At 74.4% G+C, this 15,060-nt stretch carries 15 protein-coding genes; 5 read left to right on the top strand and 10 right to left on the bottom strand.

Features of this window, described 5'->3' with window-relative positions; genetic code table 11:
- Positions 1-9 precede the first annotated feature (9 nt).
- The 5 genes from hutU to hutH all read left to right on the top strand — a co-directional run bounded on the left by hutU (position 10) and on the right by hutH (position 7,081).
- Complete coding sequence (gene hutU / locus E1211_RS12950) at positions 10-1,665, top strand: urocanate hydratase (RefSeq protein ID WP_132348810.1); 1,656 nt, start codon at positions 10-12, stop codon at positions 1,663-1,665.
- Positions 1,662-2,858 carry an allantoate amidohydrolase gene (locus tag E1211_RS12955; RefSeq protein ID WP_132348812.1) on the top strand — a complete coding sequence of 399 codons (1,197 nt, stop codon included), beginning with the start codon at positions 1,662-1,664 and terminating at the stop codon, positions 2,856-2,858. The genes hutU and E1211_RS12955 overlap by 4 nt, the downstream gene beginning before the upstream one ends.
- Positions 2,855-4,213: a formimidoylglutamate deiminase gene (locus E1211_RS12960; RefSeq protein WP_132348836.1), complete on the top strand. Its 1,359-nt coding sequence runs from the start codon at positions 2,855-2,857 to the stop codon at positions 4,211-4,213. Before E1211_RS12955 ends, E1211_RS12960 begins: the two co-directional genes overlap by 4 nt.
- A gap of 56 nt (positions 4,214-4,269) precedes the next feature.
- Positions 4,270-5,469, top strand: coding sequence for an imidazolonepropionase (gene hutI, locus E1211_RS12965; RefSeq protein WP_132348838.1), 1,200 nt, complete (start codon positions 4,270-4,272; stop codon positions 5,467-5,469).
- 76 nt (positions 5,470-5,545) lie between these two features.
- Complete coding sequence (gene hutH, locus E1211_RS12970) at positions 5,546-7,081, top strand: histidine ammonia-lyase (protein ID WP_132348814.1); 1,536 nt, start codon at positions 5,546-5,548, stop codon at positions 7,079-7,081.
- Between the two features lie 92 nt (positions 7,082-7,173).
- Here hutH and rdgB read toward each other — a convergent pair whose 3' ends face one another.
- The 10 genes from rdgB to clpS all read right to left on the bottom strand — a co-directional run bounded on the left by rdgB (position 7,174) and on the right by clpS (position 14,926).
- Positions 7,174-7,791 carry an RdgB/HAM1 family non-canonical purine NTP pyrophosphatase gene (rdgB, locus tag E1211_RS12975; RefSeq protein ID WP_132348816.1) on the bottom strand — a complete coding sequence of 206 codons (618 nt, stop codon included), beginning with the start codon at positions 7,789-7,791 and terminating at the stop codon, positions 7,174-7,176.
- Between the two features lie 52 nt (positions 7,792-7,843).
- A complete protein-coding gene (gene rph / locus E1211_RS12980; protein WP_132348818.1) occupies positions 7,844-8,569 on the bottom strand; it encodes a ribonuclease PH in 726 nt (241 codons plus the stop codon).
- Between the two features lie 179 nt (positions 8,570-8,748).
- Positions 8,749-9,906, bottom strand: coding sequence for a glycosyltransferase (locus E1211_RS12985; RefSeq protein ID WP_132348820.1), 1,158 nt, complete (start codon positions 9,904-9,906; stop codon positions 8,749-8,751).
- Positions 9,903-11,051: a glycosyltransferase family 1 protein gene (locus E1211_RS12990; RefSeq protein WP_132348822.1), complete on the bottom strand. Its 1,149-nt coding sequence runs from the start codon at positions 11,049-11,051 to the stop codon at positions 9,903-9,905. Before E1211_RS12990 ends, E1211_RS12985 begins: the two co-directional genes overlap by 4 nt.
- A gap of 92 nt (positions 11,052-11,143) precedes the next feature.
- Positions 11,144-11,887, bottom strand: coding sequence for an MBL fold metallo-hydrolase (locus tag E1211_RS12995; protein WP_132348824.1), 744 nt, complete (start codon positions 11,885-11,887; stop codon positions 11,144-11,146).
- A 241-nt stretch (positions 11,888-12,128) separates the two neighbouring features.
- The gene (locus E1211_RS13000; RefSeq protein ID WP_132348826.1) at positions 12,129-13,094 is read right to left on the bottom strand and encodes a PLP-dependent cysteine synthase family protein; all 966 of its coding nucleotides are present in this window, start codon (positions 13,092-13,094) and stop codon (positions 12,129-12,131) included.
- Positions 13,095-13,104: 10 nt separating this feature from the next.
- A complete protein-coding gene (locus E1211_RS13005; RefSeq protein WP_132348828.1) occupies positions 13,105-13,470 on the bottom strand; it encodes a MoaD family protein in 366 nt (121 codons plus the stop codon).
- Between the two features lie 65 nt (positions 13,471-13,535).
- Positions 13,536-14,024, bottom strand: a complete 489-nt coding sequence (locus tag E1211_RS13010) for a Mov34/MPN/PAD-1 family protein (RefSeq protein ID WP_132348830.1) — start codon at positions 14,022-14,024, stop codon at positions 13,536-13,538.
- 49 nt (positions 14,025-14,073) lie between these two features.
- The gene (locus E1211_RS13015; RefSeq protein ID WP_207915357.1) at positions 14,074-14,574 is read right to left on the bottom strand and encodes a DUF2017 domain-containing protein; all 501 of its coding nucleotides are present in this window, start codon (positions 14,572-14,574) and stop codon (positions 14,074-14,076) included.
- Between the two features lie 61 nt (positions 14,575-14,635).
- Positions 14,636-14,926, bottom strand: a complete 291-nt coding sequence (gene clpS, locus E1211_RS13020) for an ATP-dependent Clp protease adapter ClpS (RefSeq protein ID WP_132348834.1) — start codon at positions 14,924-14,926, stop codon at positions 14,636-14,638.
- Positions 14,927-15,060: the final 134 nt, after the last annotated feature.

A 15,060-nucleotide genomic window follows, 5' to 3' on the forward strand; every position in this document is an offset into this window, starting at 1 on the left:
GGATCCGAGATGTCCCAACCCGTCCGCGCCGCCCGTGGCACCGAGCGCATCGCCCGTGGCTGGCCGCAGGAGGCCGCGCTGCGGATGCTGATGAACAACCTGGACCCGGAGGTCGCCGAGCGCCCCGAGGACCTGGTGGTCTACGGCGGCACCGGCAAGGCCGCCCGGGACTGGCCGTCGTACCACGCGCTGGTGCGTACGCTGACCGACCTGCGCGACGACGAGACGATGCTGGTGCAGTCCGGGCGCCCGGTCGGTGTGCTGCGCACGCACGAGTGGGCGCCGCGGGTGCTGCTCGCCAACTCCAACCTCGTCGGGGACTGGGCGACCTGGCCGGAGTTCCGCCGGCTGGAGCAGCTCGGTCTCACCATGTACGGGCAGATGACCGCCGGCTCCTGGATCTACATCGGCACCCAGGGCATCCTCCAGGGCACGTACGAGACGTTCGCGGCGGTCGCGGCGAAACGGTTCGGCGGCAGCCTCGCCGGCACGCTGACGCTCACCGCCGGCTGCGGCGGGATGGGCGGCGCGCAGCCGCTCGCGGTCACCATGAACGGCGGCGTCTGCCTGATCGTCGACGTGGACCGGTCCCGGCTGGAGCGGCGGGCGCACGACCGCTACCTGGACGAGATCGCCGACTCGCTGGACGACGCGATCGAGCGGGCGCTCACCGCGAAGCGGGAACGCCGTGCCCTCTCCGTCGGCGTGGTGGGCAACGCCGCCGTCGTCTTCCCCGAGCTGCTGGTCCGGGGCGTCGAGGTCGACATCGTCACCGACCAGACCAGCGCGCACGACCCGCTGTCGTACCTGCCCGTCGGGGTGGAGCTGGCCGACGCCCGGGACTACGCGGCGGCGAAGCCGGCCGAGTTCACCGACCGGGCGCGGGCGTCGATGGCCCGGCATGTGGCGGCGATGGTCGGCTTCCTCGACGCCGGCGCGGAGGTCTTCGACTACGGCAACTCCATCCGGGGCGAGGCGCAGCTCGGCGGCTACGAGCGGGCGTTCGACTTCCCCGGCTTCGTGCCGGCGTACATCCGGCCGCTCTTCTGCGAGGGGAAGGGCCCGTTCCGGTGGGCGGCCCTCTCCGGCGACCCGGCGGACATCGCCGCCACCGACCGGGCGATCCTCGAACTCTTCCCGGAGAACGAGTCCCTCGCGCGGTGGATCCGGATGGCCGGTGAGCGGGTGGCGTTCCAGGGGCTGCCGGCACGCATCTGCTGGCTGGGCTACGGCGAGCGGGACAAGGCGGGCGTGCGGTTCAACGAGATGGTCGCCTCGGGGGAACTCTCCGCCCCGGTGGTGATCGGCCGGGACCACCTGGACGCCGGCAGTGTGGCCAGCCCCTACCGGGAGACCGAGGCGATGGCCGACGGCTCCGACGCGATCGCCGACTGGCCGCTGCTGAACGCGCTGGTCAACACGGCGAGCGGCGCGTCCTGGGTCTCCATCCACCACGGTGGCGGGGTGGGCATGGGTCGCTCGATCCACGCCGGCCAGGTGTGCGTGGCCGACGGCACCGCGCTGGCGGGCCAGAAGATCGAGCGGGTGCTCACCAACGATCCCGCGATGGGGGTGATCCGGCACGTGGACGCCGGCTACGACACCGCCCGCGAGGTGGCCGAGCGCACCGGCGTCCGCGTCCCCATGACCGAGGGTGCCGCGTGAGCGACCTCGCCGCACGGTTCCGGAAGCTCTGGGACGAGATCGCGCCGATCGGGCGGGACGCGGGTAGCGGCGGCTACCTGCGGTACGCGCTGACCGAGCCGGAGCTGCGGCTGCGCGGCTGGTTCCGGGAGCAGGCCGAGCAGCGTGGCATGCCGGTCACCGAGGACGGCAACGGCAACCTCTTCGCCTGGTGGGGTGACCCGGAGGCGGGCGACGCCGTGCTGACCGGCAGCCACTTCGACTCGGTGCCGCACGGCGGGGCGTACGACGGTCCGCTCGGCATCGTGAGCGCGCTCCTCGCCGTCGACGAGCTGCGGGACGCGGGGGTCACCCCGACCCGGCCGCTGGCCGTCGGCGCGTTCGTCGAGGAGGAGGGTGCCCGGTTCGGCGTACCGTGCCTGGGTTCGCGGCTGCTCACCGGCGCGTTGCCGGCGGAGCGCGCGGCGGTGCTGCGGGACGCCGACGGGGTGAGCTTCGCCGAGGCGCTGGGCCACGCGCCGGCCGGCGCCCGCCCGGAGCTGCTGGGCCGGTTCCGGTCCTTCGTGGAGCTGCACGTCGAGCAGGGCCGCGCGCTGGCCGACACCCAGGACGCGGTGGCGGTGGCGAGCGCGATCTGGCCGCACGGCCGCTGGCGTTTCGACTTCGGCGGCGAGGGCAACCACGCCGGCACGACCCGGATGGCCGACCGCCGCGACCCGATGCTGACGTACGCGTTCACGGTGCTCGCCGCGAACAAGGAGGCCCGGCTGCGCGGCGCGCACGCCACGGTCGGCCGGGTGTCCGTGGAGCCGAACGCCACCAACGCGATCCCGTCCCGGGTGATCGGCTGGCTGGACGCCCGCGCGGCCGAACCGCAGACCCTGACCGGGCTGGTGGAGGCGGTGCACGACAAGGCGGTCGAGCGGGCCCGCCGCGACGGCACCGAGGTCACGCTGACGGAGGAGTCGGCGACGCCGCTGGTCGCCTTCGACGGCGGGCTGGCCGACCGGCTGGCCGGGCTGCTGGACGCGCCGGTGCTGCCGACCGGGGCCGGCCACGACGCCGGGGTGCTCGCCGGGCACCTGCCGACGGCCATGCTCTTCGTCCGCAACCCGACAGGGGTGTCGCACTCCCCCGCCGAGTCCGCCACCGACGCCGACTGCGCCGCGGGCGTGGCCGCGCTGGCCCGGGTGCTGACGGAGCTGGCGTGCTGACCCCCACCCGCTGGCTGGCCGAGTACGCCTGGCTGCCCGACCACGCCGAGCCGGTCGCCGACGTGCTGATCGAGGCGGTGGACGGCCGCTTCACGACTGTCACGCCGCTGGCCCGCGCGGGCACGCCGGCCGCCGGCGTCGAAGTCCTCACCGACGTGGTGCGGCTGCCCGGGCTGACCCTGCCCGGGCTGGCCAACGCGCACTCGCACGCCTTCCACCGGGCGCTGCGCGGGCGTACGCAGGGCGGGCGCGGTGACTTCTGGACCTGGCGGGACCAGATGTACGCCCTCACCGGCCGCCTCGACCCGGACTCGTACCTGGCGCTGGCCCGGGCCACCTTCGCCGAGATGGCGCTGGCCGGGATCACCTGTGTGGGCGAGTTCCACTACCTGCACCACGGCCCGGGCGGCACCCCCTACGACGACCCGAACGCGATGAGCGCGGCGCTGGTCGAGGCCGCCGCCCAGGCCGGTATCCGGATCACCCTGCTGGACGCCTGCTACCTGACCGCCTCGGTGGACGGTGCGCCGCTGACCGGGCCGCAGCTGCGTTTCGGTGACGGCGACGCCGCGCGGTGGGGCGAGCGGGCGGCCGGGTTCACGCCGTCCGGCGGGCACGCCCGGGTCGGCGCGGCGGTGCACTCGGTGCGGGCCGTACCGGCCGAGCAGCTCGACACGGTGGCCCGGTGGGCCCGCGAGCGGGACGCCCCGCTGCACGTGCACCTCTCGGAGCAGCCGGCCGAGAACGACGCGTGCCGGGCGGTGCACGGCCGCACCCCGACCGGACTGCTCGCCGACCGGGGGGTGCTCGGCCCGGCCACCACCGCCGTGCACGCCACCCACCCGACGAGTGCCGACCTCGGCCTGCTCGGCGAGCACCGGACCGGCGTCTGCCTCTGCCCCACCACCGAGCGGGACCTGGCGGACGGCATCGGGCCCGCCCGCCGGATGGCCGACGTCGGCATACCGCTCAGCCTGGGCAGCGACAGCCACGCGGTGATCGACATCTTCGAGGAGGCGCGGGCCGTGGAGTTGGACGAGCGGCTGCGCAGCCAGCGCCGCGGCCACTTCGTGGCGGCCGACCTGGTGACCGCGGCGACCGCCGCCGGGCACACCGCGCTGGGCTGGACCGACGCCGGCCGGCTCGCCGTCGGCGCCCGCGCCGACCTGGTCACCGTACGGTTGGACACCGCCCGGACCGCCGGCGTGCCGCCGGTCGGCGTGCTCTTCGCGGCCGGCGCCGCCGACGTCGACACGGTGGTCGTGGACGGACGGACGGTCGTCGCCGGCGGCCGGCACCGCAGTGTCGACGTCCCCGCCGAGTTGCGGGCGGCCATCGCGGAGGTGACCTCGTGAGCACGGACCTCTGGCCGACCCGGCCGGTACGGCCCGGCGACCCGGCGCGGCCGACCGTGCGCGGCAGCGGCAGTCTGCTCGTGGACAACATCGGCGAGCTGGTGACCAACGCCTCCGGCGACGGCACGGGCGGTCCGCTGGGCATCCACCGCGACGCCGCCCTGCTGGTGGAGGACGGGCAGGTCGCCTGGGTGGGGCCGGCCCGGGGCGCGCCGGCCGCCGACCGGCGCATCGACGCCGGGGGCGCCGCGGTAATCCCCGGTTTCGTGGACAGCCACGCGCACCTGGTCTTCGCCGGGGACCGGGCGGCCGAGTTCGCCGCCCGGATGGCCGGCCAGCCCTACACCGGCGGCGGCATCCGCACCACTGTCGGCGCCACCCGCGCCGCCCCGGACAGCGAGCTGCGGGCCACGGTGCGGCGGCTGCGCGACGAGGCGCTGCGGCAGGGCACCACCACCATCGAGATCAAGAGCGGGTACGGCCTCACCGTCGCCGACGAGGCCCGCTCGCTGCGGATCGCCGCCGAGTTCAGCGAGGACACCACGTTCCTCGGCGCGCACGTCGTCCCGGCCGAGTACGCCGACCGCCCCGACGACTACGTGGGGATGGTGTGCGGGCCGATGCTCGCCGCCGCCGCCCCGTACGCCCGCTGGATCGACGTGTTCTGCGAGCGGGGCGCCTTCGACGTGGACCACGCCCGCGCGATCCTCGCCTGCGGGCAGGCCGCCGGACTGGGCGTGCGGGTGCACGCCAACCAGCTCGGCCCCGGCCCGGGCGTGCAACTCGGTGTCGAGCTGGGGGCGGCCAGCGTGGACCACTGCACCCACCTCTCCGACGCCGACGTCGACGCGCTCGCCGCCACCGGCACGGGGGACGGCGCGGCGTCCACGGTGGCCACCCTGCTGCCCGGGGCCGAGTTCTCCACCCGCTCGCCCTACCCGGACGCGCGGCGGCTGCTCGACGCGGGCGTCACCGTGGCGCTGGCGACCGACTGCAACCCCGGCTCGTCGTACACCTCGTCGATGCCGTTCTGCATCGCGCTCGCCGTACGCGAGATGCGGATGACCCCGGCGGAGGCGGTCTGGGCCGCGACCGCCGGTGGCGCGCGGGCGCTGCGCCGCGACGACGTGGGCGTGCTGCGCCCCGGCGCCCGCGCCGACCTGATCGTCCTCGACGCCCCCACCCATCTGCACCTGGCCTACCGGCCCGGTGTGCCCCTGATCCGCCAGGTCCTGCACAACGGAGTACCACAGTGAGTGAGCAGTGCGAACGAACCGTCAAGCACAGCCGGTCTGAGGCTCGTGTCGTCGGCGAGCGAAGCGAGGCGACGGCATGACCGTGACCATCCAGCCCACCGGGATCACCCCCGCCGACGTCCTCGCCGTGGCGCGCGGCGGCGCCAAGGTGGTGCTCGACCCGGCCGCCACGGAGGCCATGGCGACCAGCCGGGCGATCGTGGACGGCATCGAGGCCGCCGGCCGGCCCGTCTACGGCGTCTCCACCGGCTTCGGCGCGCTGGCGAACACGTTCGTCGCCCCGGAACGTCGGGCCGAACTCCAGCACGCGCTGATCCGCTCGCACGCCGCCGGCGTGGGCGCGCCCATGCCGCGGGAGGTGGTCCGGGCGATGATGCTGCTGCGGGTCCGCTCCCTCGCGCTGGGCCGCTCCGGGGTCCGGCCGCTGGTCGCCGAGGCCCTGGTCGACCTGCTCAACCACGACATCACCCCGTGGGTGCCGGAGCACGGCTCGCTCGGCGCCTCCGGTGACCTCGCCCCGCTGGCACACTGCGCGCTGGTGCTGCTCGGTGAGGGCTGGGTGCTCGGCCCGGCCGGCGAACGGCTCGACGCGGCGGACGCGCTGCGCCAGGCCGGCCTGGCGCCGATCGAGCTCGCCGCCAAGGAGGGGCTGGCGCTCATCAACGGCACCGACGGCATGCTGGGCATGCTGCTGCTCGCCCTGCACGACGCCGCCCACCTCTTCACCATGGCGGATGTGACCGCCGCGCTCGCCATCGAGGCGATGCTCGGCTCGGAGCGACCGTTCCTGCCCGAGCTGCACAGCATCCGTCCGCACCCCGGCCAGACGACGTCGGCGGCGAACATCTACCGGCTGCTGCAGAACTCGGCGGTGATGGACTCGCACCGGGACGACCTGGCGCACGCCGTCCAGGACGCCTACTCGATGCGCTGCGCGCCGCAGGTCGCCGGCGCGGCCCGGGACACCCTCGACTTCGCCCGTACGGTGGCCGACCGCGAGCTGATCTCGGTGGTGGACAACCCGGTGGTGCTGCCGGACGGCCGGGTCGAGTCGACCGGGAACTTCCACGGCGCGCCGCTCGGCTTCGCCGCGGACTTCCTCGCCATCGCCGCCGTCGAGGTCGGGGCGATCGCCGAACGGCGGGTCGACCGGCTGCTCGACGTCACCCGCTCCCGGGACCTGCCGGCGTTCCTCTCCCCCGACGCCGGGGTGAACTCCGGCCTGATGATCGCCCAGTACACGGCGGCCGGGATCGTCGCGGAGAACCGCCGGCTCGCCGCGCCCGCCTCGGTGGACTCGCTGCCCACCAGCGGTATGCAGGAGGACCACGTCTCGATGGGCTGGGCGGCGGCCAAGAAGCTGCGCACGGTCCTGGACAACCTGACCAGCGTGCTCGCGGTGGAGCTGCTGGCCGCGGTGCGGGGCCTTCAGCTGCGTGCCCCGCTCACCCCGTCGCCGGCCGGGCGGGCCGCTGTCGAGGCGCTCGGGGGTGTCGCCGGTGAGCCGGGCCCGGACGTTTTCCTCGCCCCGCTCATGGAGGCCGCCCGGGAGGTGCTGCGCGGCCCCGACCTGCGCGCCGCCATCGAACGGGAGCTCGGCCCGCTGAGCTGACCCACCCGCCCACCGCCTCGTGCACGCGGAGCGTGGCCATCCCGCGTCGGATGGCCACGCTCCGCGTGTTCGGGCGCGTTACGAGGCGCGGGTCAGCTCGCCGGTGGGAGGAGCTTCGCGACCAGCTTGGCCAGCTCGCGCAGCGCCTTGCCGCGGTGGCTGACCGCGTCCTTCTCCTCCGGCGTCAGCTCGGCGTTGGTCCGGGTCTGCCCGTCGCCCACGAAGATCGGGTCGTAGCCGAAGCCGCCGTCGCCACGCGGGGCGCGCAGCAGCCGGCCGGGCTGCCGACCGTCGACCAGGTGCTCCTTGCCGCCGGGCAGCACCAGGGCGACGGCGCAGACGAACGAGGCGGTGCGGTGCTCGTCCGGCAGGTCGGTGACCTGGTCGAGCAGCAGCTGGAGGTTCGCCTGGTCGTCGCCGTGCCGGCCGGACCAGCGGGCGCTGAAGACGCCGGGCATTCCGCCCATCGCGTCGACCGCCAGGCCCGAGTCGTCGGCGACGGTGGGCAGGCCGGTGCGCCGGAACCCCTCCCGCGCCTTGATCAGCGCGTTCTCGCCGAAGGTCAGGCCCGTCTCCGGCAGCTCCGGGTACTCCTCGACGTCGTCGAGGCCCAGCAGCGCGACCCGGTGCGCGCCGAGCGCACCGTCGAGAATCCGCTGCAACTCCACCAGCTTCTTACGGTTCCGGGTGGCCAGCAGGACCTTGTTCATGGTGTTCCGCCTTTGCTCGCGACTGCGGGGCTCGCAGGCTCACTCCTCGCGCTCAGGAGAGAGCCTTCCGCTGGATCTCGGCCAGTTCCGCGCAACCCGCCACCCCCAGGTCGAGCAGGGCGTCGAGCTGGCTGCGGGGAAACACGCCCGCCTCCCCGGTGCCCTGCACCTCGACGAAGTCGCCGGTGCCGGTGCAGACCACGTTCATGTCGACCTCGGCCGCCACGTCCTCGGCGTAGCAGAGGTCGAGGCGCGCCTCGCCCCCGATGACGCCGACGCTCACCGCGGATACCGAGCGGTGCATCACCGTCTCCGGCTTGCCGGCCAGCGCCTTGCGCTCGGCGAGCCAGCTGACCGCGTCGTACAACGCCACGTACGCGCCGGTGATGGCCGCCGTCCGGGTGCCGCCGTCGGCCTGGAGCACGTCGCAGTCGAGGACTATCGAGTTCTCGCCGAGCGCCTTCAGGTCGACGCTGGCGCGCAGGCTGCGACCGATCAGCCGGGAGATCTCATGGGTACGTCCACCGACCTTTCCGCGGACGCTCTCCCGGTCGGATCTGGTGTTGGTGGCCCGGGGCAGCATCGCGTACTCGGCGGTGACCCAGCCGAGGCCGGAGCCCTTGCGCCAGCGGGGCACCCCCTCGGTCACGCTCGCCGTGCAGAGCACCCGGGTGGCGCCGAACTCGACGAGCACGGAGCCCTCCGGATGGGTGCTCCACCCCCGGGTCAGCGTCACCGGTCGGAGTTGGTCGGGCTGTCGCCCGTCGGGTCGTGCCATGCCTGCACCCTATGCGGTTCGCCGTTCCGGCCGCGCCGCGGTGTCCCCGACCCGCCCGCCACGCACGCGGCCGACCGGGCCGGCCCCGCACGCCGGCCTTCCGGGCCGAGCGGGCCGAGCGGACCGGGCCGAGCGGAGCGGGCCTGGGCCGCACCGAGGTGCGGGCCGCGGATCGGCCGTCAGGCCGGGGCGGAGGGGGCGACCGGCTCGGCGGAGTGCACCCGGAGGAAGCCGGCCACCGCCGCCGGCCAGCTGTACTCCTCGGCCCGGGACCGGGCCGCCCGGCGCCGCTGCCCCTCCGGGTGGGCGAGCAGCCGGCTCACCGCCTCGGCGACGGCCTCCGGCCGGCCGGTCGCGGCCTGCCCGGCGGAGCCGACGACCTCCGGCAGCGCGCTCGCGGCGTTGACCACCACCGGCGTGCCGCTGGCCAGCGCCTCCAACCCGGCCAGTCCGAAGGTCTCCACCGGCCCGGGGGCGAGCACCACGTCGGCGCTGGCCAGCAGGGCCGCGACGGCGGACCGGTCGGGCAGGAAGCCGGTGAAGTGGACCGGCAGTCCGGCCGCGCGCCGCCGCAGCGCCGCCCGCATCGGACCGTCACCGGCCATCACCAGCACCGCGGGTACGCCCGCCCGGCGCAGCACGGCGACGGCGTCGACGGCCAGCTGCGGCCGCTTCTCCGGGGACAGCCGCGCGCAGTGCACGAGCAGCACCTCACCAGGGTCGGCGTACCGTCCGCGCACGGCGGCGTCGACCCGATCGGGGTGGAAGGTGTCCAGGTCCACGCCGAGCGGGGCCAGGTCCAGGTTGCGCGCTCCGATCCGGGTGAACTCCTCCGCCGCCCACCAGGTGGTGCAGACGATCCGGTCGTACGCCTCGGCGCTGCGCCGGTTGAGCCGGTCGGCGACGGTGCGACGCAGCCGGTCCGGCACACCCCACTGTCCCAGTAGGCCGGTCAGCGACTCGTGCGAGACCATCACGGCCGGCACACCGTTCGCCCGCGCCCAGCCGCCGGTCCAGCGCAGCGTGAACCGGTCGGAGACCTCCAGCCGGTCCGGTGCCAGCGCGCCGAGCAACCGGGTGAGCCGCTTCCGCCCGACCAGCAGCCGGTAGCCGCCGGTGCCGGGCAGTTGCGGGCCGGCCAGCGTGATCACCCGCCCCCAGGGGTGTTGCTCGTCGGCGTCGCGCGGGCCGGGCACCACGAGCACCGGCTCGTGCCCGGCGGCGCGGTACCCCTCGCCGAGGTGGTACAGCGCGGTCCGCAGCCCGCCCGAGCGGGCGGTGACGAAGTTGGCCAGCCGGACGATGCGCAGCGGGCCGGCGGTGGCCGCACCGGTCATGAGGCGGCGGGCAGCTGGGCGGCCGACGTCGAGCCGGCGCGTACGGCCTCGTAGTGCCCGATCAGCTCGTCGCCCACCGTCGCCCAGCTCCGCCGGCGGACCGCGCGCCGGGCGGCCTCCCCGTACGCGGCGCGGCGCGCCGGGTCCGCGCCGAGCACGGCCACCGCCGCGGCGAGCGCACCTCCGTCACCGGGCGGCACCAGCAACCCGGTGACGCCGGACTCCACGAGGTCGACGGGACCGCCGGCGGCGGGCGCCACCACGGGCACCCCGCTGGCCAGCGCCTCCTGCACGGTCTGCCCGAACGTCTCGTGCGGGCCGGTGTGCACGAAGATGTCCAGGCTGGCGTAGAGCCGGGCCAGGTCCTCGCCCTGCTGCACCCCGAGGAAGTCGACCTGCGGCAGGGCCCGGACCAGCTGCCGGCGGACCGGCCCGTCCCCGGCCACCACCACCCGTACGCCGGGGAGCTTCGCGGTCGCCGCCAGCAGGTCGACCCGCTTCTCCGGGGCGAGCCGGCCGACGTACCCGACCAGCAGCTCACCGTTCGGGGCGAGGCGGGCGCGCAGCTCCGCCGAGCGCTTCGCCGGCTGGAACCGCTCCGCGTCCACGCCCCGGCGCCACAGCCAGATCCGTTGCACCCCGTTCGCGATGAGGTCCGCGGCGGCCCGCGTGGAGGGGGCCAGGGTGCGGCCCACCGAGTTGTGGATCTCGCGGAGTCGTCGCCAGGCGGCCGTCTCTCCCCAGGAGAGCCGGTACGCGCGGGCGTACGAGGCGACGTCGGTCTGGTAGACGGCCACCGTCGGCAGGTCGTGCCGAGCCGCCAGCGTGGCCGCCCGGGCGCCGAGCACGAACGGGCTGGCCAGGTGGACCACGTCGGGCCGGTGACCCAGCAGCTCCCCGGTCAGCCGGGGGGTGGTGGGCACGCCCAGCCGGAAGCCCTGGTACCGCGGCATCGGCACGCTGGGGATCCGGACCACCGGGTACGGATGTTCGGTGGTGTCGTGGCGCGTGGCGCCGGGCGGGGCGGGCGCGATGACCAACGGCTCGTGGCCACGGGCGACCAGGTGTTCCGCCGTCCGGACGACGGAGTGGGCGACGCCGTTCACGTCCGGGGGGAACGACTCGGTCACGATGGCGATCCGCATGTGCACACCGTGCGGGTGTCACGGGTGCGTGAGGCGACCGGACGCTGACGGCCCGGCGAACACTACGGCAAGAGCGGTAGGCGTCCGGCGGGTCAGATGTCGTAACTCGCGCCGGGGCGCACCACCTCGAGCGGACCGGCGTACGCGGCGGCGGCCGACTCGACGGTGTGCGCCTCGCTGCCCCAGGCGGCCACCAGGTGGGTGAGCAGCAGCCGGCGGGCGCCCGCCTTGGTGGCCGCCTCGCCGGCCTCCCGGCCGGTCAGGTGCAGGTCCGGCGGGTTCTCCACACCGTCGAGGTAGCTCGCCTCGCAGAGGAAGACGTCGGCGTCCTGGGCCAGGCGCAGCAGCGCCTCGCAGGGGGCCGTGTCGGACGAGTAGCAGAGCACCCGGCCTTCGTGTTCCAGCCGCACCCCGTACGTCTCGACGGGGTGGTTGACGCGGTCGACGGTGACGGTGAGCGGGCCGATCGGGAACGTGCCGGGCTGCAGGCCGTAGAACTGGTAGACGTCGTCCATGCCGTCGCCGTCGCCGTACGCGGCCGCCAGCCGGTCGGGGGCGCCGGAGGGCGCGTAGACCGGCAGGGGCGGGTAGGGGCCGTCGGGCGCGTAGCGCCGGACCACCACGTACGTCACGGCGTCGAGGACGTGGTCGCAGTGCAGATGGGTGAGGAGGATCGCGTCCGGGGCGTGCAGGCCCGCGTAGCGCTGCAGGGTGGAGAGCGAACCGGAGCCGAAGTCGATCAGCAGCCGGAAGCCGTCGGCCTCGACCAGGTAGGCCGAGCAGGGGGCCTCCGGTCCGGGGAAACTTCCCGCGCAGCCCAGGACGGTCAGTCGCATCGAGTCGTCTCGCTGTCACGTTCCGTAGTCGTCACGTCGATCGGCGCTCGACTCATGATCTCGACCGACGCGTACGCCACGCAGCGCAGCCTACGCTCGCACGCGGGGGCGCAAGAATCATCCGTTGAAAGTTGTCGTCAAGGTGACACCCACCGCCGGGACGGCCGGTATCGCGTGACCGAATCTGGACAGCCGCGCGACGCCGGCCGTCGCGCTACGTGAGCGCGCGGCAGCCGTCGGGTCAGGCCCAGAGCTGCCCGTCCAGGGCCTCCTCGGCGTCCGCCAGCGTGCCGCCGTACGCCCCGGTGGAGAGGTACTTCCAGCCGCCGTCGGCGACCACGAACGCCACGTCGGCGCGGCGCCCCGCGCGCACCGCCTCGTGCGCGACCGCGAGGGCGGCGTGCAGGATCGCGCCGGTGGAGAAGCCCGCGAAGATCCCCTCCACCTCGACGAGCTGCCGCGTACGCAGTACCGCGTCCCGGGTGCCCACGGAGAACCGCCGGGACAGCACCGTCGCGTCGTAGAGCTCCGGGACGTACCCCTCGTCGATGTTGCGCAGGCCGTAGACCAGCTCGCCGTAGCGGGGCTCGGCGGCGACGACCTGGACGCCCTCGACCTTCTCCCGGAGGTAGCGCCCGGTGCCCATCAGCGTGCCCGTGGTGCCGAGGCCGGCCACGAAGTGGGTGATGGTCGGCAGGTCGTGCAGCAGCTCCGGCCCGGTCGTCTCGTAGTGCGCCCGGGCGTTCGCCTCGTTGCCGTACTGGTAGAGCATCACCCAGTCGGGGTGCTCGGCGGCGATCTGCTTGGCGGTGGCGACCGCCTGGTTCGACCCGCCCGCAGCCGGCGAGAAGATGATCTCCGCGCCGTACATCCGGAGGAGCTGCACCCGCTCGGTCGACACGTTCTCGGGCATCACGCAGACCAGGCGGTAGCCGCGCAGCTTCGCCACCATGGCCAGCGAGATCCCGGTGTTACCGCTGGTCGGCTCGAGAATGGTGTCGCCCGGGCGGAGCTGACCGGCCTCCTCGGCCGCGCGGACCATGAACAGGGCCGCCCGGTCCTTGATGCTCCCGGTCGGGTTCCGGTCCTCCAGCTTCGCCCAGAGCCGCACCGGCGGCGCCCCCTCGGGCGCCGTCGGTGAGAGCCGGGGCAGCCCCACCAGGGGCGTGCCGCCGCATGCGTCGAGCAGGCTGTCGTACCGCGCCATGGCGGTCGTCTCAGCGGGCGACGTCGGGGACGGGGTGACCGGACTCCACGACGGTCGACAGCTTGTGCGAGCCGATCGCCGCGGCCGCCGCGAAGCCGAACGCGCCGCCGGCGACCGCCGGCAGGATGGTGATGCTGTCACCGTCGTTGAGCTTGGCGTCCAGCGCGCCGAGGAAGCGGACGTCCTCGTCGTTGACGTAGACGTTGACGAAGCGGTGCAGTGCGCCGGCCTCGGTCACCAGGCGACCCTTCAGGCCGCCGTGCCGGGAGTCCAGGTCGGTGAGCAGCTCGCCCAGGGTGTCGCCGGCGCCCTCGACGACCTTCGCGCCGCCGGTGTAGCTGCGCAGGATGGTGGGGATGCGAACCTCGATGGCCATGATGTCGTGCTCCTTCTCGGGTGTGCCTCGGTGACGGGACGGGAACGGGTGCTACGGCGTGGAGTTCAGGCGCCGGAACACTCGTAGTCGACCGCCGTCGGGCTCTGCCCGAACTTGTAGGACTGCACGGCGTGCGGGTCCACCGCGGCGTCGACGATCCGCACCGGCTCCTCGGTCACCACACCGTCCACGATCCGGAAGGAGCGGATCTCCTCGGTGTCGGGCTCGCGGGTCGAGACCAGCAGGTAGTGCGCTCCCGGCTCCCCGGCGAGGGAGATGTCCGTGCGGGACGGGTAGGCCTCCGTCGCCGTGTGCGAGTGGTAGATGACGACCGGCTCCTCGTCGCGGTCGTCCATCTCCCGCCACACCCGGAGATGCTCCATCGAGTCGATCAGGTAGAACGTCGTGGAGCGGGCGGCATTCTCCAACGGGATGTGCCGGGTCGGCGTGTCGCTGCCGGCGGGACCGGCGACGACGCCGCACGCCTCGTCGGGGTGGTCCCGGCGAGCGTGGGCCACGATCGCGTCGACGATCGACCGGTCGATGCTCAGCACGCGAACCAGCCTAACGCCTGGCGGAGGCGGGCCGCGAGGGTGGCCGGGGTCACGCCTCGTCGATCAGGGCGTTGAGCAGGGATTCCTGGAGATAGCCGAGGTATGCGTAGACCGACAGTTGGAACACCCGGCTGGAGGTCGGGTCCTCGGCGACGGCGTCGTCCAGCTCCTCACCGAGGTCGGTGCCGTCCTTGATCTCCAGCCGGACACCCATCGCCAGCCGCGCGTCGTTCAACGCGCGCAGCCACGCCTCGGCCGCCTCGGCGTCCAACCGCACCTCGCCGCCGGTCTCGCCGGGCAGCGCCGCGAGGATGGCGCCCGCCTGGTCGATCTTGCCGGTCTTGAGGTCGCCCTCGGTGTAGCGGCGGAACTCGGCGGTGCTCCGGCGGTCGTCCGGGTAGGCGTCGGGGAAGAGCCGGCCCACCACCGGGTCGGAGTGGTCGAAGCCGTCGGTCAGCAGACCGACCACCTCGGAGGCGACCTTGCGCAGCACGCGCACCTCGTCGGTGGCGAACGTGGCGACGTAGCGGCCGCTCTGGCGGCGGAACATGCTCACAGCCCCATCCCTCTTCGCGGCTGCCGGGCTCGGGACACCGGCTGACTCGTCGCGCTCACGAGCGGTCCACCGTCGCCCAGAGCCCGTACGCGTGCAGCTGCGACGCGTCATGCTCCATCCGCTCACGGGCGCCGGACGAGACGACGGCGCGGCCCTTGTGGTGCACGTCCAGCATCAACTTCTCGGCCTTCTCCCGGCTGTAGCCGAAGAGCTTCTGAAAGACCCAGGTCACATACGTCATGAGATTGACCGGATCGTCCCACACGATCGTCACCCACGGCCGGTCGGAGACCGGCACCTCTTCGGTGGCCGGCGTCTCGACCGGTGCAACCTGCGGAGCCGCCATGCCCCCCATCGTGCCACCGGTTTCCGGGAACCGAGGAACCGGAACGCCGGAGCGGCCCGGATCGCCCTCCACGGGCAGCCCCGATCCGCCGGTGCCGCGCCCGAGGGGTGGGCGGGCGGGCCCGGCGGATCGGG

This window comes from Micromonospora sp. 15K316 (genome assembly GCF_004348525.1).
In the GTDB taxonomy this organism is placed as follows: Bacteria; Actinomycetota; Actinomycetes; order Mycobacteriales; family Micromonosporaceae; genus Micromonospora.